The 23,192-nt window shown below is 64.1% G+C and carries 27 protein-coding genes and 2 tRNA genes; 7 read left to right on the top strand and 22 right to left on the bottom strand.

The window, feature by feature from the left end; all coding sequences use genetic code 11:
• Nucleotides 1-67: 67 nt before the first annotated feature.
• Entirely contained in the window at nt 68-880 is an 813-nt protein-coding gene (locus H8S61_RS07760) for an energy-coupling factor transporter transmembrane component T family protein (RefSeq protein ID WP_366458063.1), read from the bottom strand.
• A gap of 160 nt (nt 881-1,040) precedes the next feature.
• Entirely contained in the window at nt 1,041-2,468 is a 1,428-nt protein-coding gene (locus H8S61_RS07755; RefSeq protein WP_186938577.1) for a response regulator transcription factor, read from the bottom strand.
• A 221-nt stretch (nt 2,469-2,689) separates the two neighbouring features.
• On the opposite strand from H8S61_RS07755, the gene H8S61_RS07750 reads away from it, so the two are divergent.
• From H8S61_RS07750 to H8S61_RS07735, 4 genes are all read left to right on the top strand, one after another.
• Nucleotides 2,690-4,579, top strand: coding sequence for an FAD-dependent oxidoreductase (locus H8S61_RS07750; protein ID WP_186938576.1), 1,890 nt, complete (start codon nt 2,690-2,692; stop codon nt 4,577-4,579).
• A gap of 124 nt (nt 4,580-4,703) precedes the next feature.
• Nucleotides 4,704-5,729, top strand: coding sequence for an FAD:protein FMN transferase (locus tag H8S61_RS07745; protein ID WP_186938575.1), 1,026 nt, complete (start codon nt 4,704-4,706; stop codon nt 5,727-5,729).
• On the top strand, nt 5,726-6,100 hold the full coding sequence (locus H8S61_RS07740; RefSeq protein ID WP_186938574.1) for a NusG domain II-containing protein: 375 nt from the start codon (nt 5,726-5,728) through the stop codon (nt 6,098-6,100). Before H8S61_RS07745 ends, H8S61_RS07740 begins: the two co-directional genes overlap by 4 nt.
• Before the next feature lies 1 nt (nt 6,101).
• On the top strand, nt 6,102-6,644 hold the full coding sequence (locus H8S61_RS07735) for a Gx transporter family protein (RefSeq protein ID WP_186938573.1): 543 nt from the start codon (nt 6,102-6,104) through the stop codon (nt 6,642-6,644).
• 78 nt (nt 6,645-6,722) lie between these two features.
• Here H8S61_RS07735 and H8S61_RS07730 read toward each other — a convergent pair whose 3' ends face one another.
• The 16 genes from H8S61_RS07730 to H8S61_RS07655 all read right to left on the bottom strand — a co-directional run bounded on the left by H8S61_RS07730 (nt 6,723) and on the right by H8S61_RS07655 (nt 17,486).
• Complete coding sequence (locus H8S61_RS07730; protein WP_160941431.1) at nt 6,723-7,106, bottom strand: hypothetical protein; 384 nt, start codon at nt 7,104-7,106, stop codon at nt 6,723-6,725.
• 37 nt (nt 7,107-7,143) lie between these two features.
• Nucleotides 7,144-7,404 carry a BAG1 BAG family molecular chaperone regulator 1 gene (locus H8S61_RS07725; RefSeq protein ID WP_154332804.1) on the bottom strand — a complete coding sequence of 87 codons (261 nt, stop codon included), beginning with the start codon at nt 7,402-7,404 and terminating at the stop codon, nt 7,144-7,146.
• 152 nt (nt 7,405-7,556) lie between these two features.
• The gene (locus H8S61_RS07720; RefSeq protein WP_160941432.1) at nt 7,557-7,901 is read right to left on the bottom strand and encodes a hypothetical protein; all 345 of its coding nucleotides are present in this window, start codon (nt 7,899-7,901) and stop codon (nt 7,557-7,559) included.
• Nucleotides 7,902-8,087: 186 nt separating this feature from the next.
• Nucleotides 8,088-8,699 (bottom strand): 50S ribosomal protein L17, encoded by a 612-nt coding sequence (gene rplQ, locus H8S61_RS07715; RefSeq protein ID WP_154332802.1) that lies wholly within the window; start codon nt 8,697-8,699, stop codon nt 8,088-8,090.
• Between the two features lie 12 nt (nt 8,700-8,711).
• Nucleotides 8,712-9,662, bottom strand: coding sequence for a DNA-directed RNA polymerase subunit alpha (locus H8S61_RS07710; RefSeq protein WP_101720734.1), 951 nt, complete (start codon nt 9,660-9,662; stop codon nt 8,712-8,714).
• A 29-nt stretch (nt 9,663-9,691) separates the two neighbouring features.
• Nucleotides 9,692-10,318 carry a 30S ribosomal protein S4 gene (gene rpsD / locus H8S61_RS07705; RefSeq protein WP_154332801.1) on the bottom strand — a complete coding sequence of 209 codons (627 nt, stop codon included), beginning with the start codon at nt 10,316-10,318 and terminating at the stop codon, nt 9,692-9,694.
• Between the two features lie 19 nt (nt 10,319-10,337).
• Entirely contained in the window at nt 10,338-10,736 is a 399-nt protein-coding gene (gene rpsK, locus H8S61_RS07700; protein WP_009306916.1) for a 30S ribosomal protein S11, read from the bottom strand.
• Between the two features lie 11 nt (nt 10,737-10,747).
• The gene (rpsM, locus tag H8S61_RS07695; RefSeq protein ID WP_114546334.1) at nt 10,748-11,116 is read right to left on the bottom strand and encodes a 30S ribosomal protein S13; all 369 of its coding nucleotides are present in this window, start codon (nt 11,114-11,116) and stop codon (nt 10,748-10,750) included.
• 22 nt (nt 11,117-11,138) lie between these two features.
• Nucleotides 11,139-11,252, bottom strand: a complete 114-nt coding sequence (gene rpmJ / locus H8S61_RS07690; protein ID WP_006363204.1) for a 50S ribosomal protein L36 — start codon at nt 11,250-11,252, stop codon at nt 11,139-11,141.
• A 154-nt stretch (nt 11,253-11,406) separates the two neighbouring features.
• Nucleotides 11,407-11,625, bottom strand: coding sequence for a translation initiation factor IF-1 (gene infA, locus H8S61_RS07685; RefSeq protein ID WP_009306918.1), 219 nt, complete (start codon nt 11,623-11,625; stop codon nt 11,407-11,409).
• Nucleotides 11,626-11,980: 355 nt separating this feature from the next.
• Nucleotides 11,981-12,853 carry an SIR2 family NAD-dependent protein deacylase gene (locus H8S61_RS07680; RefSeq protein ID WP_186938572.1) on the bottom strand — a complete coding sequence of 291 codons (873 nt, stop codon included), beginning with the start codon at nt 12,851-12,853 and terminating at the stop codon, nt 11,981-11,983.
• A gap of 126 nt (nt 12,854-12,979) precedes the next feature.
• A complete protein-coding gene (locus H8S61_RS07675) occupies nt 12,980-13,375 on the bottom strand; it encodes a pyridoxamine 5'-phosphate oxidase family protein (RefSeq protein ID WP_186938571.1) in 396 nt (131 codons plus the stop codon).
• Between the two features lie 153 nt (nt 13,376-13,528).
• Nucleotides 13,529-13,963: an Rrf2 family transcriptional regulator gene (locus H8S61_RS07670; RefSeq protein WP_186938570.1), complete on the bottom strand. Its 435-nt coding sequence runs from the start codon at nt 13,961-13,963 to the stop codon at nt 13,529-13,531.
• 76 nt (nt 13,964-14,039) lie between these two features.
• On the bottom strand, nt 14,040-14,621 hold the full coding sequence (locus H8S61_RS07665) for an ECF transporter S component (RefSeq protein ID WP_160941435.1): 582 nt from the start codon (nt 14,619-14,621) through the stop codon (nt 14,040-14,042).
• Nucleotides 14,622-14,787: 166 nt separating this feature from the next.
• Nucleotides 14,788-15,831 (bottom strand): TAT pathway signal sequence, encoded by a 1,044-nt coding sequence (locus tag H8S61_RS07660; protein ID WP_186938569.1) that lies wholly within the window; start codon nt 15,829-15,831, stop codon nt 14,788-14,790.
• Between the two features lie 131 nt (nt 15,832-15,962).
• Nucleotides 15,963-17,486, bottom strand: coding sequence for a helix-turn-helix transcriptional regulator (locus H8S61_RS07655; protein WP_186938568.1), 1,524 nt, complete (start codon nt 17,484-17,486; stop codon nt 15,963-15,965).
• A 131-nt stretch (nt 17,487-17,617) separates the two neighbouring features.
• Here H8S61_RS07655 and H8S61_RS07650 point away from each other — a divergent pair, with 131 nt between their 5' ends.
• Nucleotides 17,618-18,544, top strand: a complete 927-nt coding sequence (locus tag H8S61_RS07650; protein WP_186938567.1) for an FAD:protein FMN transferase — start codon at nt 17,618-17,620, stop codon at nt 18,542-18,544.
• A gap of 244 nt (nt 18,545-18,788) precedes the next feature.
• Here the strand turns inward: H8S61_RS07650 and H8S61_RS07645 are convergent, their stop codons facing one another.
• The 3 genes from H8S61_RS07645 to H8S61_RS07635 all read right to left on the bottom strand — a co-directional run bounded on the left by H8S61_RS07645 (nt 18,789) and on the right by H8S61_RS07635 (nt 19,774).
• A complete protein-coding gene (locus tag H8S61_RS07645) occupies nt 18,789-19,433 on the bottom strand; it encodes a hypothetical protein (protein ID WP_186938566.1) in 645 nt (214 codons plus the stop codon).
• A 151-nt stretch (nt 19,434-19,584) separates the two neighbouring features.
• Nucleotides 19,585-19,658: transfer RNA gene (locus H8S61_RS07640), tRNA-Gln, on the bottom strand.
• Nucleotides 19,659-19,698: 40 nt separating this feature from the next.
• Nucleotides 19,699-19,774, bottom strand: a tRNA-Lys gene (locus H8S61_RS07635).
• Between the two features lie 193 nt (nt 19,775-19,967).
• Here H8S61_RS07635 and H8S61_RS07630 point away from each other — a divergent pair.
• Nucleotides 19,968-20,420, top strand: coding sequence for a universal stress protein (locus H8S61_RS07630; protein WP_255466525.1), 453 nt, complete (start codon nt 19,968-19,970; stop codon nt 20,418-20,420).
• Nucleotides 20,421-20,478: 58 nt separating this feature from the next.
• Entirely contained in the window at nt 20,479-21,687 is a 1,209-nt protein-coding gene (locus H8S61_RS07625) for an MFS transporter (RefSeq protein WP_366458052.1), read from the top strand.
• Nucleotides 21,688-21,718: 31 nt separating this feature from the next.
• Here the strand turns inward: H8S61_RS07625 and H8S61_RS07620 are convergent, their stop codons facing one another.
• Nucleotides 21,719-23,134 (bottom strand): response regulator transcription factor, encoded by a 1,416-nt coding sequence (locus H8S61_RS07620; protein ID WP_186938564.1) that lies wholly within the window; start codon nt 23,132-23,134, stop codon nt 21,719-21,721.
• Nucleotides 23,135-23,192 lie beyond the last annotated feature (58 nt).

The raw sequence follows: 23,192 nt of genomic DNA, 5'->3' as shown, positions 1-23,192 counted from the left end.
CACATCATTTGATGTGATCAGTATACCATGAGCCAGCCAAAACAACATCAAATGATGCATCGATCTCCTACAGCCACACGGCCATCCCCGCGCACGCCGCCAGCCCTGCGGCCAGCGCCACGCCGCTCGACAGCGAGAACGCACGCGGCGCGAGCGAGGTACGCTCCGCGTCGGGCGCGCCGTAGCAGCGTGCGTCCATGGCCACGGCCAGCGAGTCGGCGCGGCGGAACAGCCCCACGAACAGGGGGATGAGCACCGTCTGCCACGCGCGCAGCCGCTCCCACAAGCTGCCCTCGGCAAACGACGCGCCGCGCGCCCATTGGGCATCGTGCACGCGGCCGAACTCCTCGGCCGTCACGGGAATGAACCGCAGCGCCAGCGAGAACACCATGGCGATGTCGTCGCTGGGAACGCCGATGCGCTTGAGCGGGCGCAGGAAGTCGCCCAGGGCGTTCGTCAAATCGGTGGACGTGGTGGTGTAGGTGACCACGAGGCTGCCCACCACCAGCAGCACGATGCGCAGCGCGAAGAAGCAACCGCGCGCGAGCCCCGCCGGCACCAGGCCGAACGACCCGATCAGCGGCATGGGAGCCCACGTTGCGAAGATGCCGGCCGACACGTCGCCGAGCGCTGCCGGCGCCTCGACCACGGCTTGCGACACGTCGAACGAGAACCCGTTGAACAGCACGGTGAACGCCACGATCACGTACACCGGCACCAGCAGGCCGAAGAACCGCCGGATCGGAACGCGCGACGCCGCCGCCACCGCAGCGAACAGCAGCGCACACAGCGCGATGCCCGCCCACGAACGCACGAGGAACAACGTGACGGAATACGCCGCGAGCAGCACGATCTTCACGCGCGCGTCGCACGCGTGCACCGGCGAGGTTCCTGGGATGTAAGAGCTGACGTTGATGCGCATGCTGGCAGTATGCCACAACGCCCCTCGCCGCGCACCAACCGGGTTGACAATCCCGCACGATCAGCGCGATCAGCGCAGTCGGCGCGATCGGCGCGACCCTAGCGAACCGCCGCGCGCGTCAGATCTCGACGGCCTCCACCTGGTCGACCAGCTCCTGCTTGCTGTGCACGTCGAGCTTCGCGTACAGGCGCTTCACGTGGCCGCGCACCGTATTCTCGGAGATGAAGAACGCGTCGGCGATGTACGCCTTGCTGCGCCCGCGCGCCAGCAGCTCCAGGATCTCGCTCTCGCGCGGCGTCAGCGCGTATGCCTCGGTCATGGCCGCGCACCGCAACGCCAGCGTGTCGGCGGCGCCCGGCTCGTCCAGCGTCTGCTGCATGGCGCCCATGCGCTTGGCGGGCGTGTCCTCGTCGCCGCCGTCGTTGAGCTCCGTGAACACGAGGTGATTGCCCGCCGACGACTCGTCCAAGAAGAACAACGTGGCGATGACCAGCACCCACACGATCAACGACATGATCATCGAGGCATCGTGCCCCCACGTCTGCAGCGCGTCGCCCGCCATCTTCCCCAGCGCGAACGGCAGCGAATACGCCACCCAACCGGCCGCGAACACGGTGATGGGCCGGTACGTGCTGTGCCGGGCGATGTCGGCCAGCGCCAGGAACAGGAACAGAATGAGGAACGTCTGCGCGATGCGGATGAGCGCGAACAGGTAGCTTCCGAACACCTCTTCCAGATACGGTGCGAAGATGAGCGCGGTGGCCACCAGCAGCAGCACGAGCCGCCACGTGCGGCTGAAGCTCAGCCCCCGCTTCAATCCCACGACCCATACGAACAGCGCGAGCGACAGCAGCACCTCGCCGCCGTGATGCACGAGCACCGACGCGAAGTAGGGAGAAGGCTCGGCCTCCAGGAACAGCGACTGGATGATGCCCACCGTCAGGCTGTACACGGCGATGCCGGCCACCAGCCGCCACAGCGACCCGATGGTGCGCTCGTTGTAGTAGCGCGCGGGCTGGGGCGCGTCGGGGACGGTCGCAAGCGAGCGGCGCATCGCGGCGAAGGTGATCAGCGGCAGGCACGCGAGCACCACCGTGGCGGGCGCGGCGGGAAGGAAGTCGACGATGGTCTTGCCCACGGAACCCAGCGCCATGGTCAGGAAGATCAGCGGCGTCGCGTAGTGGATGTCCAGCTCTGAGTAGAACTCGCCCCAGCGCATGTACGCCCAGCCCACCCCGATGCCGCCGAGCGCTGCTCCCAGCGCCGTGCCCACCGCCTCCGAGGCGAGCGGCAATGCGAGCAGCAGCGCCGCCGCAGCCATGCATGCGCCGGCAACCACGTCCAACCGTCGCTTCGCCGCATCGGACAGCGCGCCCCGCTTCGAGCCCAGCACCACCGCGATCAGGAACGCCGACAGCGCCAGGTACATAACCGACATGATGGACACGTCGTCCGTCGGGCTGGGACGATGGGTCGTGCAGTATATCCAGATGTGGATGGTCATAAGACCCAGATGGCTCGGTCGTATGGTTCTCAGAAACTGCATGCCCGCACCGCACCCCTTCCCCGTGATGTTCGGGAACACTATACCGCATCGACGTGGAGAAACGCCGAAATGAACCCGTTTGGGGTCTACGGGCCGCGCGCCGGCGCATCCCCCGCGACGGCAAAGTGAACCCGTTGGGGGTCTACCGGCGCATCCCCGTCCTTCGTAGTATGCGGCAAGGAGCAGGAGGCTCTGCAATGAACACTGACGAAGGAGGTACGATGAGAGAGAAGCGGACCGAACCCGCCGCATCGCAGCGGGTCGTTCGATCGAGGGGAAGGGGCGCATGGTTCTTCGCATGCGCGCTGAGCTTGATGCTGGTTTTCTCGGGGCTGGTCGGCTGCGCTCCCCAGGGCACAAGCAGCTCGTCCACCCAGGAGGCGCACTACAACGCCGGCACGTACACGGGCGTCGGCTCGGGCAACGGCGGCGACATCACCGTCGAGGTGACGTTCAGCGACACCGCCATCGAGTCCATCGACGTGGTTTCCCAGTCCGAGACCCCCACGGTGGCAACGGGCGCGCTCGAGACGCTGCCCGAAGATATCGTGAAGTACCAAAGCCTGGGCGTCGACACCATGTCGGGCGCCACGCTTTCCAGCATGGGCCTGATCGCCGCCGTCACCGACGCGGTTGAGCAGGCCGGCGGCGACGCGAGCGCGCTCAAGAAGGTGCCGACCTCCGAGCAGTCCACCGCCACCGTCGAGAAGGAAGCCGACGTGGTGGTCGTGGGCGGCGGCGGTGCCGGCATGGCAGCCACCATCCGCCTGCAAGAGCTGGGCAAGCACGTCATCCTCGTCGAGAAGACGTACCGCCTGGGCGGCTCCATCTCCGTGAGCGGCGGCAACCAGGTGGTTACGGGCAGCAAGCTGCAGCAGGAAGCGGGTGTCACCGACGACTCCGCGGAGTCGATGATCGAAGACTTCCAGGCGAACGGCGAGGACATCTGCGTGCCCGAGCTCATCAGCCTGTACGCCAACAACGTCGGCGAAACCACCGACTGGGTGCACGAGTTCTGCGGCGTCGAGTACAACATGGAAGGCGGCCTGCACGACCTGGCCGAGTACACCCACGACCGCGAGCTTGCTTATGCGGGCGGTGGCGCCGGCGCCACCGAGTCGCTGCGCACGGCCGTCGCCGAATCCGGCGCCGAGGTGCTGCTGAGCACGACGGCCGACAAGCTGACCACCGACAACGGCGCGGTCACCGGCCTGGTGGCCACGGCCAAGGACGGCACCACCTACACCATCAAGGCCGACTCCGTGGTGCTGGCCACCGGCGGCTACGGCAACAGCGACGAGTGGCTGACCGACGAGCTGAAGGACACCTCGCTCTACTACGGCCTGGCTTCCTCCACCGGCGACGGCCTGACCATGGCCACCGCCGACGACGTGAACGCGGCCACCCGCATGCTCGAGTACGCTAAGCGCTACCCCAACGGCGTGGAAGTTTCGGCCGGTCGCGCCAAGTCCACCATCGACGGGAACATCCTCGTATGGCCCATGAGCGCCATCCTCGTGAACCCCGAGGGCGAGCGCGTGGTCAACGAGAAGGCCAGCAACCACGACATCCTGGAAGCGGAGGTCGAGCAGACCGATTCCATGCTGTACCTGCTGATGGATCAGGAAAACTACGACGTGTGGAGCACCAAGCTCAAGGACACCGGTTTCAGCGAGAAGGCCGTCGAGGGATGGCTCGAGGAGAACGGCAGCTCCACGCCGGTATTCGCCCACGGCGACTCCATCGAAGATCTGGCGAAAACCGTCGGTATGGACGCTACGACGCTGCAGCAGACGATCGACGCGTACAACGCAGGCGTCGATGCCGGCACCGACGAATTCGGCCGCTCCGGCGAGTACCTGCAGAACAAGATCGGTGACGGCCCGTACTACCTGGTGGAGCAGAAGCCCCGCTACGCCACCACCATGGGCGGCCTCGTCATCAACGAGTCGCTGCAGGTCATGAACACGAGCGATCAGCCGATCGCGGGGCTGTACGCGGCCGGCGAAGTGGTCGGCGGCGTGATGGGCTCCAACTCGCCCTCCGGCGCCAACAACGGCTGGGCGCTCACCTCCGGGAAGCTGGCTGCGGAAGCCATCGCCCAGAACTAACCGACCCGCGCGGACGCGTGCGCACACGCTCCGCATCGCACGGCCTCGGCGCCGCCTCCTCCCCCTCCCTGGGCGGCGCCGAGGATCCCTTGAACCCCGCTCGAACCGAGGAAGGACGAGGAACATGCTCACCCGCAGATCGTTCGTTTCGCTCTCCGCGCTCGCCCTTCTCGGGGCGGCCGTTCCCGCCTGCCTGCACGGCTGCGGGACCATCGCGTCCGCGGACGCATCGGAGGCAAGCGACGCCGACAAACCCGAAAAGCTGTCCGCGTTCGCTTTCGACACCGTCGTCACCATCGAAGCCTACGGAGCCGGCGAAGCGCTTTCCCAGGTGGAGGAGCGCCTGCAGTACTTCGAGCGCATCTTCTCGCGCACGCTCGAGGGCAGCGACGTCTACGCCATCAACCACGCCGACGGCATGCCCGTGGAGGTGCACGGGGAAACCGCGGAGCTGCTGGCCGCGGCGCTGCGTTACAGCGAGCTCTCGGACGGCCTGTTCGACCCCACCATCGGCAGCGTGTCCGAACTCTGGGATTTCAAGAACGGCGTGGTCCCCGACGACGCGGCGCTGAACGACGCGCTCGAGCACGTGGACTTCCGCACCGTCGGCCTGGACGAACGCACCGTCACCCTCACCGACCCGCTGGCAAAGCTCGACCTCGGCGGCATCGCGAAAGGCTACATCGCCGACGACATCGTGGGCTTCCTGCGCGACAACGGTTGCCGCAGCGCGCTCGTCAACCTGGGCGGCAACACGTACGCGCTGGGCACGAAGCCCGACGGCAGCGCATGGCGCGTGGGCTTGCAAGACCCCAACCAAGCGCGCGGAACCCTGTTCGCCACCACGTCGGTCGCGGATCGCTCGGTGGTGGCGAGCGGCATCAACGAGCGCAGCTTCCTGCGCGACGGCGTCCTCTACCACCACCTGCTGGACCCGCGCACCGGCATGCCCGCGCGCACCGGAACGGCCAGCGCCACCATCGTCAGCGAGCGCTCCCTCGACGGGGACGCGCTGTCCACCATCGCCTTCCTCATGGGGCCCGACGACGGTCCGGGCTTCGTGCAGCAGCAGGGCGACATGCAGGTCGTGTACGTGAGAACCGACGGAACCGTCACCTCGACGGACGGATTGGAGATCGAAGCCCTATGAAGCATCCCGCATCGGCCCGCCCCCGCAAGACGGGCGTCATCTTCATCGCCGCCGTGCTGGCCGCCTCGCTGCTGGCCTGGGGCGGCATCCAGTTGGCGGTTGCCGCCAACGCCGACCACCGCCAACTCCAGGTCACCGACGGCGACGGGCAGACGCACCTGCTGCCGCTCGACCAAGACGGCTCCTACACGTTCACCACCTCGCTGGGAACGAACGTCGTCACCGTGGCCGACGGCTCCGCCCGCATGGAATCCTCGGACTGCCCGGGGCACGATTGCATCGACCAAGGCTCCATCGACAACGCCGCCGAGATGATCATCTGCATGCCGCACAAGCTGATCGTGGGCATCGTGGAAGACGAGGAGAACTAACATGACCGAGAGAAGCCTCCGCGTCGCCCGCCTTGCACTGTTCGCGGCGCTCACCCTGGTGCTATGCTACGTCGAGTCCACCATCGTGCTGCCGGTGACCATCCCCGGCGTGAAGCTGGGCCTGGCCAACGTGGCGGTGCTCATCGCCCTGTACCTGATGGGACCGCGCTGGGCGCTCGGCATCATGATACTGAAGGTGCTGGTCATCTCCTTCTTCGTAGGGGCGCCCTCCATGATGCTGTACAGCCTGGCCGGCAGCGCGCTCGCCTTCGTCGGCATGCTGGCGGCCTGGAAGCTCGACCTGTTCGGCATCGTGGCTATCAGCGTTCTCTCCGCCATCCTGCACAATGCGGGCCAGCTGCTCATGGCGATGGCGCTCATGCACACCACCGCCATCCTCATCAACCTGCCCGTCATGCTCATCGCCGCCTGCGTCATGGGCACGCTCACCGGCTCCGTCGCCGCCGGCGTGCTCAAAGCGCTGCCCGCCATCACGCAAGCAGGCGCTTCGAAGCATCGTTTTCCGGCGAAGCGCCGCGCGTAGGCGCGAAGAAGCCCGCAGCACGGCCGCGGGCTTCGAGGATTGCAGGGATTGCGGAGATGCGCGTTGCGCCAAGCGACGCTACATGCGCGCCTTGATGTGATCGACGCCTTCCTTGACGTTGTCTTTGGCCTCCACGGCGGCCTCCTTGACGGCCTCTCCGGCCTTGCCCAGCGAGTCCTTCACGGACTCCATGAAGTCCTCGGGCTTGTTGTCGCGACGCTGCTCGTGCTGCTGCGCGCGCATGGCGGCCGCGGGGTCGCCCGTCTGCTGTGCCACCTGGTGCTCGCTCTTCGCGGCGTCGTCCTCGGCCTTGCGCTCGGCCATGCCGGCCTTCGCCTCGTGGTAGGCGTCCTTGACGTTGTTCTTCACGTCGTGGGCCGCGTCCTGGGCGGTGTTCTTCACGTTGTGCGCCGCATCCTGCGCCGCGTTCTTCACGTCGTTCGTCGTATCGTTCTGAGCCATGATCGTATTCCTTCCGAATAAAAGTTGGGGTGTCGGGTTACGCTTCGTCGGCTTCGCCGGTTGTCTTGATCAGCAGTTCTTCCGTCTCGGCTTCAGCTCGATCGAAATCGAAGGCGGTGGCAGCCGCCTCGACGGATTCCTTCTCGTTGCCGTCGCCGTCGACGGCTTCCACGTACTGCTCGGCTTCGCGCTTCACTTCGTACTCGATGCGCTCGAGATCTTCAGCCGCCTCGCGATTCAGCTCCTCAGCATCGTCCTTGTCGATGCGGATGTCTTCCTTCGTGGTCGTCTTAACCATGTCGGACTCCTTTCACTTCGTACGGCGCGAAGCACCGTGCATTGCTTGACGTCTTCACCCCTCAATTGTACTGAGGGGGACCCGCGCGCTCGACCACCGCAGCGCTACGATAGCGAAACGGCTGTGCGACAGCGTCCGGGGTTCGCCGTCCTCTAATCCTTCGTACCGTCGTCCGACGCCTCGTCCGACGCGTCCGCTTTCTCGGATTCGTCCTTGCCCGACCCGAACAGGTCGCCGAGCGTCTCCCAGAAGTGGCCGATCAGCACGGGCGTCTCGCGCTTCACGTCGCCGGCGGCCACGCGGCTGTGATGCAGCACGTCGCCAGTCATGTCCTGCACGTGGGCTTTCACGTCGCCGGCGGCCTCGGGGCCGTGGCGGAAGATGTCGTCGGTCATGTCCTGCGCATGGCGCAGGACTTCGGCAGCCATGTCGGGGCTGCCATCGTCCTCGACGGGAGCCTGTTCAGCCGGCTCCGGAGCGGTGGTGTGTTCTGCCATACGATCCTCTTTCAACGAGATACGGCGCGTACCGAAACGGCAGCGCCTCTTTCTGTATGGTAGAACGGGGATGGGCGCGGTGGGGAAACCGCGCGACAACGGAGCTGCAACGCCTCGATGGCAGGCCCCGGAACGCAGAACGGGGACCCGCAGGTCCCCGTTCGGAATACTATCTGGAAAGAAGGGCTACTTGGCAGCCTCTTCCTCCTTGGCGTCGGCCGTCTCAGCCTTGGCGGCTTCCGCGTTCTCGGCGGCAGCTTCCTCGGCCTTCTCGGCAGCCTCGACGGCGGCTTCCTCGACCTTGGCCTCAACCTTCTCCTCGGCCTTGGCTTCGGCGGTCTCCTCCTTGGGAGCCTCCTCAGCAGCCTCGACCTTCTTCGGAGCAGCCTTCTTCGTCGCCTTCTTGGCGGCGGGCTTCGGCTCTTCCTTCTTCTTCACGGGCTCGGTCACGAGCTCCATGATCACCATAGGAGCGTTGTCGCCCTTGCGGTTGCCAAGCTTCATGATGCGGGTGTAGCCGCCCTGGCGGTCGGCGAACATGCCCTGCTCGACCTTCTCGAAGATCTCGCGCACGAGATCCTTATCGCCCAGAGCCGCGATGGCGAGACGACGAGAATGCAGGTCGCCACGCTTGGCCCACGTGATGATCTTATCGACGTTCGGACGGATCTCCTTGGCGCGGGACTCGACCGTCTTGATGCGGTCGTTCAGGAACAGGGCGTTCACCAAGCTCTTCTTCATGGCCTTGGTGTGGCTGAAGTCAGTGCCCAGCTTGCGGCCCTTGTAGTTGTGTCGCATGATTCGTATCTCCTATAGCTTCAAATTGAGGTCCATGGAAATGAGCTTGTCCTTCACTTCTTCAATGGACTTCGCACCAAAGTTTCTGATGTTCAGCAGGTCGTTTTCGGAGAACTCAACGAGCTGGCGCACCGAGTGGATGCCGGCACGCTTCAGGCAGTTGTACGAGCGGACGGACAGGTCGAGGTCCTCGATCTGCTTGTCCAGCTCGGCATTGGACTCCTGGCCCTCCGGCGCGAAGATGGACGGAACTTCGCCCTCTTCCTCGTCGACGACGTCGGACAGGCTCAAAAACGCTCCCATGTACTGGTTGATGATGTTGGACGCGCGGCACACGGCCTCGGTCGGCGTGATGCTGCCGTCCGTCTCAACCTCCAGCACGAGCTTGTCGTAGTCGGTGCGCTGACCCACGCGGGTGTCGGTAACGTTGAGCGTGCAACGACGAACCGGCGAGAACAGCGAGTCCACATGGATGACCCCGATAGGATCTTCCGTGCGCTTGTTGCGCTCGGCCGACACGTATCCGCGGCCCACGCCGATGCGAACCGTCATGTCCAGCTGGCCGCCGTCGGCGACCGTGGCGATGACGTGCTCCGGGTTGACCAGCGTGAACTCGGTGGGGATGTCGAGATCGGCACCCGTCACCGTGCAAGGACCCTCCGCCGACACATGTGCCGTGGCTTCCTCGATGTCATCGTTCAACGCGGAGAACACGAGCCCCTTGACGTTCAAGACGATATCGGTGATATCCTCGATGACGCCTTCAGCCGTCGTGAACTCATGCTGCACACCCTCGATCTGGATGGCGGTGGCTTTCGCACCATCCAGCGAGGAGAGCAGAACGCGGCGCATGCAGTTGCCCAACGTGTAGCCGTAACCGCGCTCGAGCGGCTCGACCACGAAACGTGCGACAGTGTCGTTGACTTCTTCCGTTGTTACCGTAGGCCTCATGAACTCTGTCATGTGGGATAAGCCTCCTAACTATGCCGCGATTATTTCGAGTAAAGCTCGACGATGAGCTGCTCGCGAATGTCCAGATCGATCTGATCGCGCTGCGGAAGAGCAAGTACGCTACCCTGAAGTTTCTCGATGTCGACCTCGAGCCATGCAGGCACCTGCACGCGCTCGTTCGAGATGAGCGCGCTCTTGATGACGAGCAGGTCCTTGGCCTTCGGCGCGACGGCCACGAGGTCGCCCGGCTTGACGCGGAACGACGGGATGTCGACGCGGCGGCCGTTCACGGTGATGTGACCGTGACGCACCTGCTGGCGAGCCTCGGCGCGAGACTTCGCGAAGCCGAGACGGTACACGACGTTGTCGAGACGGCTTTCGAGGATGCGCAGCAGGTTCTCACCCGTCACGCCCTTCTGACGACCGGCGAGGTCGTAGTAATGACGGAACTGCTTCTCGAGCACACCGTAGATGCGCTTGGTCTTCTGCTTCTCGCGCAGCTGGTTGCGATATTCGCTTTCCTTGATGCGCTTCTTGCCGGCCTCGCCGGGCGCGTAGTTGCGGCGCTCGAGTGCGCACTTCTCCGTGTAGCAGCGATCGCCCTTAAGGAAAAGCTTCGCCCCTTCACGACGGCACAGACGGCAGTCCGCTCCAGTATAACGAGCCATAATTCTTAGATCCTTTCAGTTACACGCGACGACGCTTGCGCGGACGGCAACCGTTGTGCGGAATGGGTGTGCAATCCTGGATGCTGGCGATCTCGAGGCCGGCGGCCTGCAGAGAGCGGATAGCCGTCTCGCGACCCGAACCCGGGCCCTTCACGAACACGGAAACCTTACGCAGGCCATGCTCCATAGCCGTCTTCGCAGCGGCCTCGGCGGCCATCTGCGCAGCGAACGGCGTGGACTTGCGCGAACCCTTGAAACCAACCGTGCCGGCAGACTGCCAGGAGATCACATTACCCTGAGGATCGGTGATGCTCACGATCGTGTTGTTAAACGTAGACTTGATATGCGCAGCGCCGACGGCGATGTTCTTACGCTCAGAGCGCTTAATGCGCGTGCGCACGTTTTTCTTAGCTGCCACTTGAGACTACCTCACTTTTTCTTTCCGCCGATTTGCTTACGAGGACCCTTGCGCGTGCGCGCGTTCGTGTGCGTGCGCTGTCCGCGAACGGGCAGGCCGCGACGATGGCGGAGTCCACGATAGCAACCGATCTCCATGAGGCGCTTCACGTTCTGGGAAACCTCGCGGTGCAGGTCGCCCTCCACCTTGATGTTCGCCTGAATGTAGTCGCGCAGCTTCGTGAGGTCATCCTCCGTGAGATCCTTGACGCGGACGCTGCCGTCAACGCCGGTCTCAGCAAGAATCTGCTTGGAGGTGGTCATGCCAATGCCGTAGATGTAGGTCAAGCCGACTTCAATGCGCTTGTCGCGAGGAAGGTCGACACCAACAAGACGTGCCATAGGTTATATCTCCTCTTTCTTCCTAGCCCTGACGCTGCTTATGGCGCGGGTTCTCGCAGATAACGAGGACCTTGCCATGGCGTCGGATGATTTTGCACTTATCGCACATTTTCTTGACCGAAGGACGTACCTTCATAATCATTTCCTTTCGGTTAATGCGTTCTTATATCTATCGTTACACCCAGCCGCAGGTGATAGCTTTCCTCTTCGTGCCGCTTGCGCACGGCGCAAGCCCCCTCTTTGCACACAAATCCTGCACAGGTTGACACAACCTGCACCTCTTTGCGGTGCTACTTGAACCGGTAGGTGATGCGTCCGCGGTTCAGATCGTAGACGGACAGCTCGACCGTCACTTTGTCGCCCGGCAGGATCTTGATGTAGTGCATGCGCATCTTGCCGGAAATGTGGGCCAATATCTTGTGCCCATTTTCGAGCTCCACCCTAAACATAGCGTTTGGCAGCGCTTCGAGGACGGTCCCCTCGAGCTCGATAACATCTTCTTTGGTCAAAAGTGCTCCTTCAAGCATATCGTCGTTAAGCAGCAACCATAGATGATACCAAAAGTATTCGGTTATGTACACGAGAATTTGAGGACGCAGAATTCCAACAAACCTTCTGGTCCGAATGCTACCTGCTTGCCAGGCGTGCGGTCGTGCCGCGCAGTCCGCGTCGCAGAAACGGGACCGCCAGGTATTCGCGCGAAGCGCAGCCGCCTTGTCGGCTTTGACGCGTTCGATGCGCTCAGAAGCGCTCGCGTCCTTGATGTCATCCTATTCTAGGCTATTCCACCGAAGGGTCAAGAGCGATTTTGCAACGTTTGCGCAACGCGCGTGTCGGCGCACAGGGCGTTCTTGCCGTGAACGCTTATCCGATCAGACGTTTCAACGTTGATTCGATATCGTCGTCAAGGCATATCGACCTTTCTGCGATTTCGGGAGGTGCATACGCCTCGCCAAGGTTCAGGCAAGCGTACGTGGCGTTTTCGTTACGCTCCGCCATGCGCCAAAACGGGTACTTGATCCAAACAGGGGTGTTCATCCCCACGCCAAGCTCCAGAAGCAGAACGCGCATGCCCTCATGGCGACGGAGGTAATCGTCGTAGCGGTCCTTCGCCCGATACCAGCCCTCGTCTTGCACGAACGAGCCGTCGACGCGCAGGTTCATGGTCATGGGCCTGCCGCATCTCGGGCAACGGGGCACCAGCTCGGAGGGTATCCTCATGCCCTCCTGTTCGGAAACCATGCGGCGCACGGCGGTCTCGTTATCGTACGTCTCGCTATGGCACGGCGCGGAGCATTGCCACAAGCCGTAGTCGCCCTGCATATAGAACAGGCGCTTCTTGTCGAACCCTGCGGATTGGAACTGGTGGTCGACGTTGGTCGTCAGCACGAAATAGTCCTTGTCCCGCACGAGTCGCAGCACATCGTCGTAGACGGGCTTGGGGGCAGGCACGTACCGGTTGTAGTAGATATGCCGACTCCACCATGCCCAACGTTCTTCCAGCGAGCTGAAAGGCCAGAATCCTCCCGTGTAGAGATCCGGGATGCCGTACGCGTCGATGAAGTCGGAGAAGAACCGGTCGAAGCGCGCCCCGGAATAGGTGAAGCCGGCAGCGGTCGAAAGGCCTGATCCGGCGCCGATCAGAACAGCGTCCGCCCTATCGAGCGCCGCCCGTAGGCCGTCGACGCTACCGGAGCAATCCCTCGTAGAGCCCCCTGTCGATGTCTTTGAAAACATTGATGACCGCCTTCTTCACGCTGGTTCGGGTTGCCAGGAATTCTTCCACCGTCGATACGGCCCCTCGTGCTGCCGATCGCAGACGCGACCGGCAGCACGAGGGGCTGCGTCCCTGCCTGTCGGAGATTAGAACTCGTACGGAGGATTGCCGGAGAAGTCGGCAATGGAACCATGGGGGTTGTCCAGGTAGAACACGGTGAAGATCGGGTTCTCGGCAGTCTCGTACTGGCCTTTCACGATCGGGTTGGCAATGCACATCTCCTTGACGGCCATGTCGTCGGAGAAGACGGCCGTGCCGTGCAGGCGGATCCATGCGTAATCGGGAGAGGAGACGCTGATCTCGATTTCGGGATTCTCCTGCATGTCCTTGTAGACATCTTTGGTGATGTTGGTGTCGAACCACAGCCTGCCGTCCTTCTCGCCCGCGAACATGAAGGGGCGGCACTTCGCCTTTCCGTCACGGCCGACGGTGGCCAGGTACTGGACCGGATTCGCAGTAAGGAATTCGACTACGTTCTTCATGATGATGATCCTCCTATAAGGTATCGGCTATTTGTAACCGTCTTGGTTACAAGTTGTATAGTAAGGTCGCTTAGTTGTAATGTCAATGGTTACAATTAAATTTGGCAAAAGAAGAGGGGCTCCCGCCCCTTTCCCGCGATTGCCGCTCTGACGCTATTCGTCGATGCACGTTCGGACATCACGCATGACGTCCTCGAGCGTGATTCCGGCAAGCTCGTCCTCCATCGCCTTCTGAACCCGGTCGAGCTTGTCGTCCAAAACGCAATGGATGCTCCGCCCCACCGGACAAGCGGCATTCGGGTTGTCGTGGAAATGGAACAGCTTGTCGTCCCCGATGCACTCGACTGCGTGGTAGATGTCGAGGAACGTGATGTCCGCCAGGGGCTTCGCGATGGTCGCGCCCCCGCGGCCGCGTGCCACGCCGATGAGGCCCGCCGCCTTCAGCTGCAGCAATATCTTGCGCACGATGACGGGGTTCACGTTAGTGCTGCCGGCGAGGAAGTCGCTCGTGACCTTCCTGTCGTCGTGAAACGTATCGATACAGGCGAAGATGTGGACCGCCAAGGTGAACCTGCTGGATATCTGCATAGAGGAAGCTCCTCTCTTCGTTATCGGGCCTGCGCGACTCTCACACTATAGGATATCATCGCTGTAATGTCGATAGCTACAACCGTTCGCGCCCGGAAGCCAGCGGGTTACCTTCCTGATCCTCGAGCAGCGAGGCCAGCTTGCGGTACGAGACGATGGCCACGATGGAGTTCGCCAGCGCCTTGAACACGTTGAACGGCAGCAGCGCCGGCAGCACCAACGCGGCCACCTGCTCGTAGGCGGCACCCATGTACAGCGGCGTCACGACGAAGTTCAGGCAGATGGAAACCGCCGAGGACACCACCACCCCGGCGGCGCACCCCAGCACCGCATGCAGCAGGCAGGGCTTGCGGCGGTACACCGTGCCCACCACGAGGATGAGCGACACGGTGGCCATGATGTTCATGAACGCGCCCAGCGGATCGGTGACGAGGTGCGGAATCCACGAGGCCACGGCCACACCCACGCCGATCCACGACCCGTACAGGATGGTGGCCAAAAGCGACACGATGCCCGACGGGTCGTACTTCAGCCACTCGGCGCCCGGGACCACGGGCAGCTCGACGAAGCTGAGCACCATCGCCATGAGGATGAGCAGCACGATGGCGGCAACTTGTTTGGGCGAGCGCTCCCGCCATCCGTACGGCAAACCGTCCATGAACCGCCTCCTTGATCTCTCTGGTCCATTATACGCAAGCGGGACGGCGAACGGCGCCTCGCATCGCCCGACACCGCACGGCGCGAAACGCCTGCGGCAACGGCGAAGCGAGCCGGTTCGCAGGACGACCGGCTCGCTTCGCGGAGGGGAACGGAACGCGGGGACGCTACGCCGCCTTGGCAGCCGAAACGGCGGCCTCGACGTACCCGGCGGTGTCGACGAGCGTGGCGCCCGAAACCGCGTCGGGGCCCTTGGCCTTCACGTCGGCGATCTTCTGACCGGCGATGAACACCTCGATGGCGGACATGGATCCAAGCCACGGCGTGGTGGCCTGCGCCTTCTCCTTCATCATGGCGCTGTACACGTCGGAGTTCACCGACTTGGACATGAGCACCACGCCCTCGGCGTAGCCGTCGGCGAACCCGGCGTCGGAGTTCGGCACGGGCACGAGGCCGTCGGTGGCCGCGTCGCTGAACTGGAACTCGTCGATGCTCGCAGCCACCAGCACGTCGCCCTGCACGAGCGAGACGGCCTCGGCGAACGCCTTGTCGCCGTGCGCCGCCGCGTTGACGCGGCCCAGCTTGAGGTCGGAGCCGTCGCCGGTGTACGTGCCGGTCGTCACGATGTCGCCGCTTTGGGCCACGTCGGACACGAGCTTGAGGTAGTTGGGAGCGTCGACGAGAGTGGCGCCCGACACCGCGTCGAGGTTCGTCTTCGTCAGATCGGCGGCCTTCTTGCCCGCGCAGTAGCCCTCGATGGCCTTCATCGACGTGAGCCACGGCGTGGTGGCCTGCGCCTTCTCCTTCATGATGGCCGAGTACGCATCGTTGTTCTGCATCTTCGACATGAGCACCTGGCCCTCGGCGTAGCCGGCCGCGAACCCGGCGTCCGAGTTCGGGACGGGCGTGATGCCCGCCGAGTCGGCCGCCATGAACTGGTAGTCGTCCACGCTGGCGGCGAGGATGGTTCCGTCCTCGGCCGTGGCGACGACCACGCTGGTGAAGCACTTGTCGCCGTGCGCTGCGCCGTAGCCGCGATGAAGCGTGACCGTCTTGGCGGCGTCGCCCGCATCGGCGGCGGCCGTCGCTCCGTCGGTTTTGGCTGCGGCGTTTCCACCCGCGCACGAGCTGAGCACGCCGGCGCCCGCCGCGCCCAGCGCGACCACGATGCTACCCTTGAAGAAATCACGACGAGTGACCTGCAGTTCCATAAGAGCCTCCCTTTGGTATCCCTGGACAACGGGGCCACCATACGGGCTATCGGGAACCGAATCCATCGTCAAAACGAGGGAACTTGGCTTTTACCTGGTGTTTTCCTTCTAAACGAAAAGGGGGAGAACGGTTAAACGCCCTCGTCGCCCCGATCGCCCTCGCCGTCGAGCAGCTTGAACAGCTCCTCGCGCGACGAGACGTCGAGCTTGCGGTAGATGTTCTTGCGATGGCTGCGCACCGTGGATTCCGCCACCGTCAGCTCGTCGGCCACGAAGCTCGACGTGTGGCCGCGGCCCAGCAGCAGCAAGATCTCGGCCTCGCGCGCGGTGAGGTGGTACGCCTCCGACAGCTCGGCGCAGCGGCGGACGTAGCCCTCCTGAGCGTCGAGGGCGCTCGACTCCACGGCATCGATGCCCTCGAGCATCACGCGCCACAACCGCGAGCTGGGCGTGACCATGAGCACCACGGCCATCGCCACGAACAGCACGATGAGCACCTGGTATTGGTAGGCGCCCAGCACGCCCGAGTCCATGCTGGCGTCCGACAGCAGGCACACCAGGCAGCCGACGATGATCATGATGCCCGCGGCCGGCAGGGCGAGCGAGCGCATGCGCCCCGCCATGGTGACGAGCATCGCCGACATCACGAGCGCGTAGACGGCGCAGAACGCGAGCGAGCCCACCACCATCACCGCGCGCTGCAGCGGCGGATCGACGAACGTCGTGGCCGCGAACGCCGCGAAGGCGACGAGCGGCAGGAAGAAACGGTACGAGAAGTTGATGAGCGCCTGGTCGGATTTCATGCGCATGAGCGGCACCATGATCGCCATCGCCAGCACGCCCGCCAGCGCGAGCGGGGCCACACCCCAGTCCATCGCCTGCGCCAGGCTGTTGTCGGCCACGAACAGCAGCAGCATGGCGAACGGCATCACCGCGAAGAACAGGGCGCGGGCGAGCGGCGTTTTGAAGTCCCCCGTCCCCTCCACCACGGACACGTCGAGATGGCCGAACACGTCCCACCAGTTCACGCCCGTTTGCGCCGATCGCTCGTCCTCGCGCTCGGAGCGGAAGAACAGCCGTGCGCAACCCGCGACGGACAGCGCCGCCGCCACGCTGAGCACGATGCGCGCCGGCGTCGCCCCCAGAAGCGGCAGCAGGGCGGCGCTTGCGAACAGGGCGCAGCCGGCCACCCACGTCACCATGAGCGCGCGCCTGAATTCCAGCACGTGCAGTCGGCTCACCCACACGAGGCACATGACGGCCGCCCCGAAGCCCATCATGAGCCCGCAGCCGGCCTCGACGAGGGATCCGTCGAGCATGCCGAAGCTCCACAGGTCGAGCAGGGCGTACCCCACGGCGTAACAGACGAGCGCCACCAGCATGATGGTGCGGCTCACGCGCGCATGCGCCGTCTTGAGCAGGCAGACGAAGAGGAACGCGAGGGCCGTGAACATGGCTGCCAACGACATCGCGCTGGCGAAGGGGACCGACGGCAAGAACGACCAGGACGCGGACACCGGCGCCGTCATGCCGTGCCACAGTTCGAGCACGGGAAGGAACAACGGCACGCTCATGCAGAACGCGAAGAAGGCGAGCGTGTCGAACGCGTCGAATCGCTGGATGATGCCGATGCCTCGTTGTTCGGGTCGCGCCATACGCCTTCCCTCCGCCGTTCGCGAGCCGTGCGATCGTCCGACGCGCCGCTTGTGCGCCGCCCTCCCGACGCGCGCCAAAAGAAAGTATACTGGTTTGGTAACGTATTGCGAGCCAGCTTGAAGGGATCGGCATGGTTTCTCGGGATTTCTTTCGGTTCAACACCACGAACACCATCAGCGCTTCAACCGACGATGAGGCCATCCTCGACGAGGCCGTGGCGTGGTGCGACCGCTCCGAGTTCCTGTTCTCGCGCGTCGACCCCGCAAGCGAGCTGTTCCGGCTCAACCGCGCGGAGGGACGCCCCACCGACGTCGACCCCGAGCTGGCAGCATTCATCGAAACGGCGCTGTCGTACTGCGAACGAGCCGACGGGCTGTTCGACGTGACCATGGGAAGCGCCACGCAGCGGTGGGACTTCAAGCAGCAGGTGATCCCTGCGCGCGAGGACATGGCCGCGGCGCTGCGGCACGTCGACTACCGCGACGTTTCCGTGGAAGGAACGACCGTGACGCTGCGCGACCCGCAAGCCTGCATCGACCTGGGCGGCATCGCGAAGGGCTACATCGCCGACGGCATCCTGGCGCTGCTGCGCGAGCGCGGCGTGGAGCACGCCCTGGTCAACCTCGGCGGCAACGTGGCCGTGATGGGCGGCAAGCCCGACGGCACGCCGTGGCGGGTGGGCATCCGCAAGCCCCTCCCCTCGAGCGCGCTGCCGCTGCTGGACTCGTTCGCCACCGTGTCCGTGCGCGACGGGTCGGTGGTGACGAGCGGCGTCTACGAGCGCGCCTTCGAGCGGGACGGCACGCTGTACCACCACATCCTCGACCCGCGCACCGGCTTCCCCGCGCAGACCGACCTGCTGAGCGCCACCCTGGTGGCGCGCACCTCGCTCGACGCCGACGGGCTCTCCACCGCGCTCATCATCATGGGAGCCGACCGCGCGCTCGCGTTCGTCGAGGCCGATCCCGCGCTTGAAGCCGTGTTCGTCACCACCGACGGCGACGTCCTGGCAACCTCCGGCATCGGAGACGCCGTGCCTTTCGAACTGCTGGGCTAACGCCCGCAAAGCACGCCATCGTGCGTGTTAGAGCGCGTCAGCTTTTTCGGATGCGTGCGCCGCCCAAGCAGCCCAGCGTCATCGCGGTCGCGCCCAGCACGAGCGCACCCCCAACCACCGTCCGCCGGGTCACGAGTCGTTTCCCCCATGTCTCCTCCCGCCTCTCGTCCTTTCAAGCACCAAGAGCGGAGACGACGCAAAAAAGCCGCGACACAAATCGCGGCTTTTTCAATGGAGCATTCGGTTATTTAATGGTGATGTACTTGAGATACTCATCTGTTCGATCCGGACCGTAAGCCGAGCCAGACGCTCCGCCTTCGCTTTCAGTGTTCGAGTATATCATTCTTCCAAGAAGCACGCGGTAACCCGGATCGGAAGAAGTACGCCCGATTTCTTTCTCAATGAGACCATTCCCGCCACCCGCGTATTCATCCGTTCCGCAGCATACCGTGAACATGGTTTTTCCGTCCGCTTTATTCGTAACAGTTACCCGTTCACAACTTTCACCCCACGCGGTTAAGGCATTGCCGAACTCTGCTTCATAGTCGTACTCGTAGGTACCCTCCCATGCTTCGGGAAGAGTGATCGTGTAATAGGGCGTGTCGATTGTTCTATCGGCGACACTTCCGGCTTCGGTAGACTCTGCTTCAGTAGCAGCCTTTTCAAGACCTTCCGAATAACCAGCATCGCGACCCTCTGCGAAGCCATCTTCTTTGCCTTGAGACAGCCCGGCATTGTATCCTTCAGTATAATCAGATGAGCGTGCTGCTTCCGTTTCTTCGTTCGATGGGGAGCAACCTCCTATCATCAGGCACGAAAGCGCAAGAGCCGCTGCAATGATCGCCGTGCCCGGCATCGAGGCGTCCGTTTTCACGTGGGTCATGCTCATAATGGGCCTCCTTGAGAAGTAATCGGCCTTTCACACACCCATTATACCCCGGATTCAACAATCGCAGCTGGGGCCCATTGCGGGCGGCGGCCCGTCTTCGAGGCCAAGACAAATGCGGAAAACTGCATGCGCCCACAGCGCGTCAAGAATGTGGCTGGGCCACCAGGATTCGAACCTGGATAGCTGGTACCAAAAACCAGAGTCCTGCCGTTGGACGATGGCCCAGTGAGCGAAACGCTCGGACACGCTGCGGCGAAAAAGAAAATGGTGGGCCGTGAGGGAGTCGAACCCGCGACCTTGGGATTAAAAGTCCCCTGCTCTACCAGCTGAGCTAACGGCCCACGTTCGCAGCAATGCGCGAGTACTCATTTTAGCCGGGCAAGCAGGGTGGGTCAATGATTATGTTGACGAACACCAGCCGCACATCTTCGCGCCCGCAAGACCGTCTACCCCTTGCCACCGTGCCGTTATCCAATCCGAAACGATTCGTACTACAATCGAGGGAACGGCACATCCCCTCGAAGAAAGGCCGTGATGCCCATGTGGTGCTCCAAGGTCCTGGTTGCCTACGACGGCTCCGCACCCTCCGCCAAAGCGCTCGAGCTGGCGCGCTCCATCGGTGCGCAGGATGAAAGCGTCGAGCTCGTGTTCGTCCACGTGGTGAAGCTGTACGGCCTGGGCACCGGCGCCGAGACCGTGCTGCTCGACGAGGCGAAGAAGGTGCTGGTCGAAATGGAGCAGCTGGCGGACGAGGTGCCGAACAGGGCCCACACCCACCTGCTGAAGGGCAGCTCGCCGGCCGACCTCCTGCTGAAATGCGCGCAGGACGAAGGGTGCGACCTCATCGTCATGGGCAGCCGCGGACAGGGCGGCGTCAAGGGATTCCTCGGCAGCGTCAGCTACGCCGTGGTGCAGGGCTCCCCCATCGCCGTGCTCATCGCGAAAGACGCGCCCGCCCCGCAAACGAAAGACCGGGCGGCACGTTAACATGGCCACCACAGCGCGAGAAAAGCTTTGGACGAGGGACTTCGTCTTCGGAACCACCGTGAATTTCCTGGTCATGCTCAATTATTACGGGCTTATGGTGGTGGTCGCCGACTACGCCATGAAAACGTACGATGCGGCTGCGTCCACCGCAGGGCTCGCCGCCAGCATCTTCGTCATCGGCGCGCTCATCGCACGCCTCTTCAGCGGCCGCATCATGGATCGCGTTGGCCGCAAGCGCCTGCTGATTATCGGAGCGGTGCTGGAAGTCGCGTTTTCGGCGCTGTACTTGGTCGGCGTTGGGCTTTGGCTCCTGTTCGTCGTGCGGTTGCTCCACGGCATCGCCTTCGGCATGTGCTCCACTTCCATCGGCACCATCGTCACGGCGCTCGTGCCCGACAACCGCAAAGGCGAGGGCGTGGGCTACTACATGCTGTCGGTCACGCTGGGTGCGGCCATCGGGCCGTTTCTGGGTATGTTTCTCACGCAGAACGCCGGGTTCCAAACGCTGTTCATCGTCACCGCCGCAGTAGCCGGCGCCTGCCTGCTGGCCGCAACGCAAGTTCGCGTGCCGAAGACTCCCGTGCCGTCCGAACGCGTGGCCCAGAAGGCGAACGACATCGCCCGCGACGAGCGCACCGAGCAGGCGGGCGGCTTCCGCGTGGCGCGCCCACGCATCGCGAACTACCTCGAGACGAGCGTCGTTCCCATCGGCGCCGTATGCGCGCTGCTGTTCTTCTGCTACTCCAGCCTGCTCGCGTTCCTCACGCCGTTCGCCGCCGAAAGCGGGCTCGAAGCGCCCGCGAGCTTTTTCTTCGTCGTCTACGCCATCGCGACGTTCGTCACGCGTCCGTTCACCGGCAAGCTGTTCGACCGCAAGGGCGACCGCGCGGTGATGATCCCCGCGTTCATCGCGTTCATCTTCGGCATGGGCCTGCTGGCCACCGTGTACCGGCCCGCAGCCATGCTCATCGCGGCGGCGCTGCTGGGATTCGGCGTGGGAACCATCCAGGCCAGCGGCCTGGCGCTGGCCGTGCGCATCGCGCCCGACGACCGGCTGAGCCTGGCGAACTCGACGTTCTACATCCTGCTCGACATCGGCGTGGGCGTGGGCCCGCTGCTGCTGGGCATCGTGCAGCCGGTGTGGGGCTATCGCGGCCTGTTCGAGGCCATGTCGTTCGTGGCCATCGTCGCCCTCGCGGCCTACCTCGTGGTCAGCCGCAGAAAGGGCACCATGCGGCGCAAGCTCGAAGAGGCCGAACGCGAGTAGCGCGCCCGCGCGGCAGCCCCTCGAGCCTCCCCTATCGCTCGTCGGCCTGCTCCACCAAGTCGATAAGCTCCTGCTGCGAATGCACGCCCAGCTTGCCGTAGATGTTCGCCACGTGCGTCTTCACCGTGTTGCGCGACAGCACGAGCTTCTCCTGAATGAACGGCCCGTTGCGCCCGTGCGCCAGCAGCTCGAGCAGCTCGGTCTCGCGCGGCGTCAGCCGGTACCGCGCGGCCACGGCGGCGCTTTTCTCCGGCAGCCCCACCGAGGCCGCCGCCGCGACGGGCTCAACCGACTGCACGCCGTCGATGGTTGCCTGGAAGCCGAACGGCTTGAGCACCGTGAAGTTCATCGCCACGAACAGGAACAGCACCACCGCGATGCCCACCGACACCGTCAGCGGATCGGGCGTGGCGTTCACCGCATGCCCCACCGTCGCACCGCACAGCAGGCCCGCCGACGAGGCCGCACGTCCCCACGCGAACACGGCCAGCGCGTTCACCTTGTTGCGCGCGCCGATGGAGGCCAGCACGAACCACATGAGCGCATCGAAGCACTCGCTGCCCGCGTACAGCAGCCCGTTCGCGAACGCCATGTCGCCGGGCGCGCGGCCCACAAGCACCACCACCGCGAGGAACCCGCCCACCACGAACAGCGCTGCGGCCTGGTACAACACATCCGCTTTCGGCACCTTCGGCAGCAGGGCCATGACCAAGAGGATGGCGATGGGCATCAAGCCGAAGAACGTCTGCTGCGGATTGCCGTCGATCGAGCCGAACGTCAACGCGAACCCGTACGCGATGCGGAAGATGAAGATGGCCACGAACAGCCCGTGTGCGAACGGCACGAACGACGCGGGCTGCGTGATGGACGTTTCCGCCGGCGGCACCGCCTCGCGGATGACGGCGAGCATGTCGAGCGCCAGCGGGCGGCACGCGGCGTACATGATGAACGGCAGCAGGAACAGCGTGGCCATGCTCACCGTCGCGTCGGCGCCCATGTACGGAAGTCGCAGCAAGTAGCTTGCCACCAGGGCCGACGCGATGCACAGCATGCACGAGCGTTTGTCGAGCTTGCACAGCGAGATGCCCATGAGCACCACCACCCAGCGCGACCCGACCGAGCGCACGCACGCACCCGCCAGCAGCAGGGGAGCCGATTGCTGCGCGATGCCCAGCACGATGAGCGCGAACCCCGCTGAGTACAGCACGAACGATCCCGCCGTCAGGGTGGTCTCGTTGATGGACGAGGGCTTCTTGAGCGCCCACACCGCCAGCGCCACGAGCGTTATCACGCCCACGAGCGACGACGCGTCGCGCGCCTCGGACATAACGCCGATGTACTGCGGATACAGCGCCGCGTTGGTCAGCCATGTGCCGAACAGCTCGGCGATCAACGCGACGAGACAGCGAACCCACGTCGCGTTGATGGTGTTCCGTACCTCGATCATACGCCTCCCCCGGCCGTTGCCCGCTTCCCCGATGTAGGCAAGCCTACCGCACTTCACC

The organism is Eggerthella hominis, assembly GCF_014287365.1.
GTDB classification, from domain to species: Bacteria; Actinomycetota; Coriobacteriia; order Coriobacteriales; family Eggerthellaceae; genus Eggerthella; species Eggerthella guodeyinii.
The sequence above is the reverse complement of the archived record's forward strand: the minus strand, read 5'-3'. Positions and strand labels throughout refer to the sequence as shown.

What these genes read in the sequence shown, in the direction of transcription:
- H8S61_RS07755 (WP_186938577.1), bottom strand. Translation starts at nt 2,468, where the DNA reads ATGCAGTTTCTGAGAACCATACGACCGAGCCATCTGGGTCTTATGACC.
- H8S61_RS07750 (WP_186938576.1), top strand. Translation starts at nt 2,690, where the DNA reads ATGAGAGAGAAGCGGACCGAACCCGCCGCATCGCAGCGGGTCGTTCGA.
- H8S61_RS07745 (WP_186938575.1), top strand. Translation starts at nt 4,704, where the DNA reads ATGCTCACCCGCAGATCGTTCGTTTCGCTCTCCGCGCTCGCCCTTCTC.
- H8S61_RS07740 (WP_186938574.1), top strand. Translation starts at nt 5,726, where the DNA reads ATGAAGCATCCCGCATCGGCCCGCCCCCGCAAGACGGGCGTCATCTTC.
- H8S61_RS07735 (WP_186938573.1), top strand. Translation starts at nt 6,102, where the DNA reads ATGACCGAGAGAAGCCTCCGCGTCGCCCGCCTTGCACTGTTCGCGGCG.
- H8S61_RS07730 (WP_160941431.1), bottom strand. Translation starts at nt 7,106, where the DNA reads ATGGCTCAGAACGATACGACGAACGACGTGAAGAACGCGGCGCAGGAT.
- H8S61_RS07725 (WP_154332804.1), bottom strand. Translation starts at nt 7,404, where the DNA reads ATGGTTAAGACGACCACGAAGGAAGACATCCGCATCGACAAGGACGAT.
- H8S61_RS07720 (WP_160941432.1), bottom strand. Translation starts at nt 7,901, where the DNA reads ATGGCAGAACACACCACCGCTCCGGAGCCGGCTGAACAGGCTCCCGTC.
- rplQ (WP_154332802.1), bottom strand. Translation starts at nt 8,699, where the DNA reads ATGCGACACAACTACAAGGGCCGCAAGCTGGGCACTGACTTCAGCCAC.
- H8S61_RS07710 (WP_101720734.1), bottom strand. Translation starts at nt 9,662, where the DNA reads ATGACAGAGTTCATGAGGCCTACGGTAACAACGGAAGAAGTCAACGAC.
- rpsD (WP_154332801.1), bottom strand. Translation starts at nt 10,318, where the DNA reads ATGGCTCGTTATACTGGAGCGGACTGCCGTCTGTGCCGTCGTGAAGGG.
- rpsM (WP_114546334.1), bottom strand. Translation starts at nt 11,116, where the DNA reads ATGGCACGTCTTGTTGGTGTCGACCTTCCTCGCGACAAGCGCATTGAA.
- rpmJ (WP_006363204.1), bottom strand. Translation starts at nt 11,252, where the DNA reads ATGAAGGTACGTCCTTCGGTCAAGAAAATGTGCGATAAGTGCAAAATC.
- H8S61_RS07680 (WP_186938572.1), bottom strand. Translation starts at nt 12,853, where the DNA reads ATGTTTTCAAAGACATCGACAGGGGGCTCTACGAGGGATTGCTCCGGT.
- H8S61_RS07675 (WP_186938571.1), bottom strand. Translation starts at nt 13,375, where the DNA reads ATGAAGAACGTAGTCGAATTCCTTACTGCGAATCCGGTCCAGTACCTG.
- H8S61_RS07670 (WP_186938570.1), bottom strand. Translation starts at nt 13,963, where the DNA reads ATGCAGATATCCAGCAGGTTCACCTTGGCGGTCCACATCTTCGCCTGT.
- H8S61_RS07665 (WP_160941435.1), bottom strand. Translation starts at nt 14,621, where the DNA reads ATGGACGGTTTGCCGTACGGATGGCGGGAGCGCTCGCCCAAACAAGTT.
- H8S61_RS07660 (WP_186938569.1), bottom strand. Translation starts at nt 15,831, where the DNA reads ATGGAACTGCAGGTCACTCGTCGTGATTTCTTCAAGGGTAGCATCGTG.
- H8S61_RS07655 (WP_186938568.1), bottom strand. Translation starts at nt 17,486, where the DNA reads ATGGCGCGACCCGAACAACGAGGCATCGGCATCATCCAGCGATTCGAC.
- H8S61_RS07650 (WP_186938567.1), top strand. Translation starts at nt 17,618, where the DNA reads ATGGTTTCTCGGGATTTCTTTCGGTTCAACACCACGAACACCATCAGC.
- H8S61_RS07645 (WP_186938566.1), bottom strand. Translation starts at nt 19,433, where the DNA reads ATGAGCATGACCCACGTGAAAACGGACGCCTCGATGCCGGGCACGGCG.
- H8S61_RS07630 (WP_255466525.1), top strand. Translation starts at nt 19,968, where the DNA reads ATGCCCATGTGGTGCTCCAAGGTCCTGGTTGCCTACGACGGCTCCGCA.
- H8S61_RS07620 (WP_186938564.1), bottom strand. Translation starts at nt 23,134, where the DNA reads ATGATCGAGGTACGGAACACCATCAACGCGACGTGGGTTCGCTGTCTC.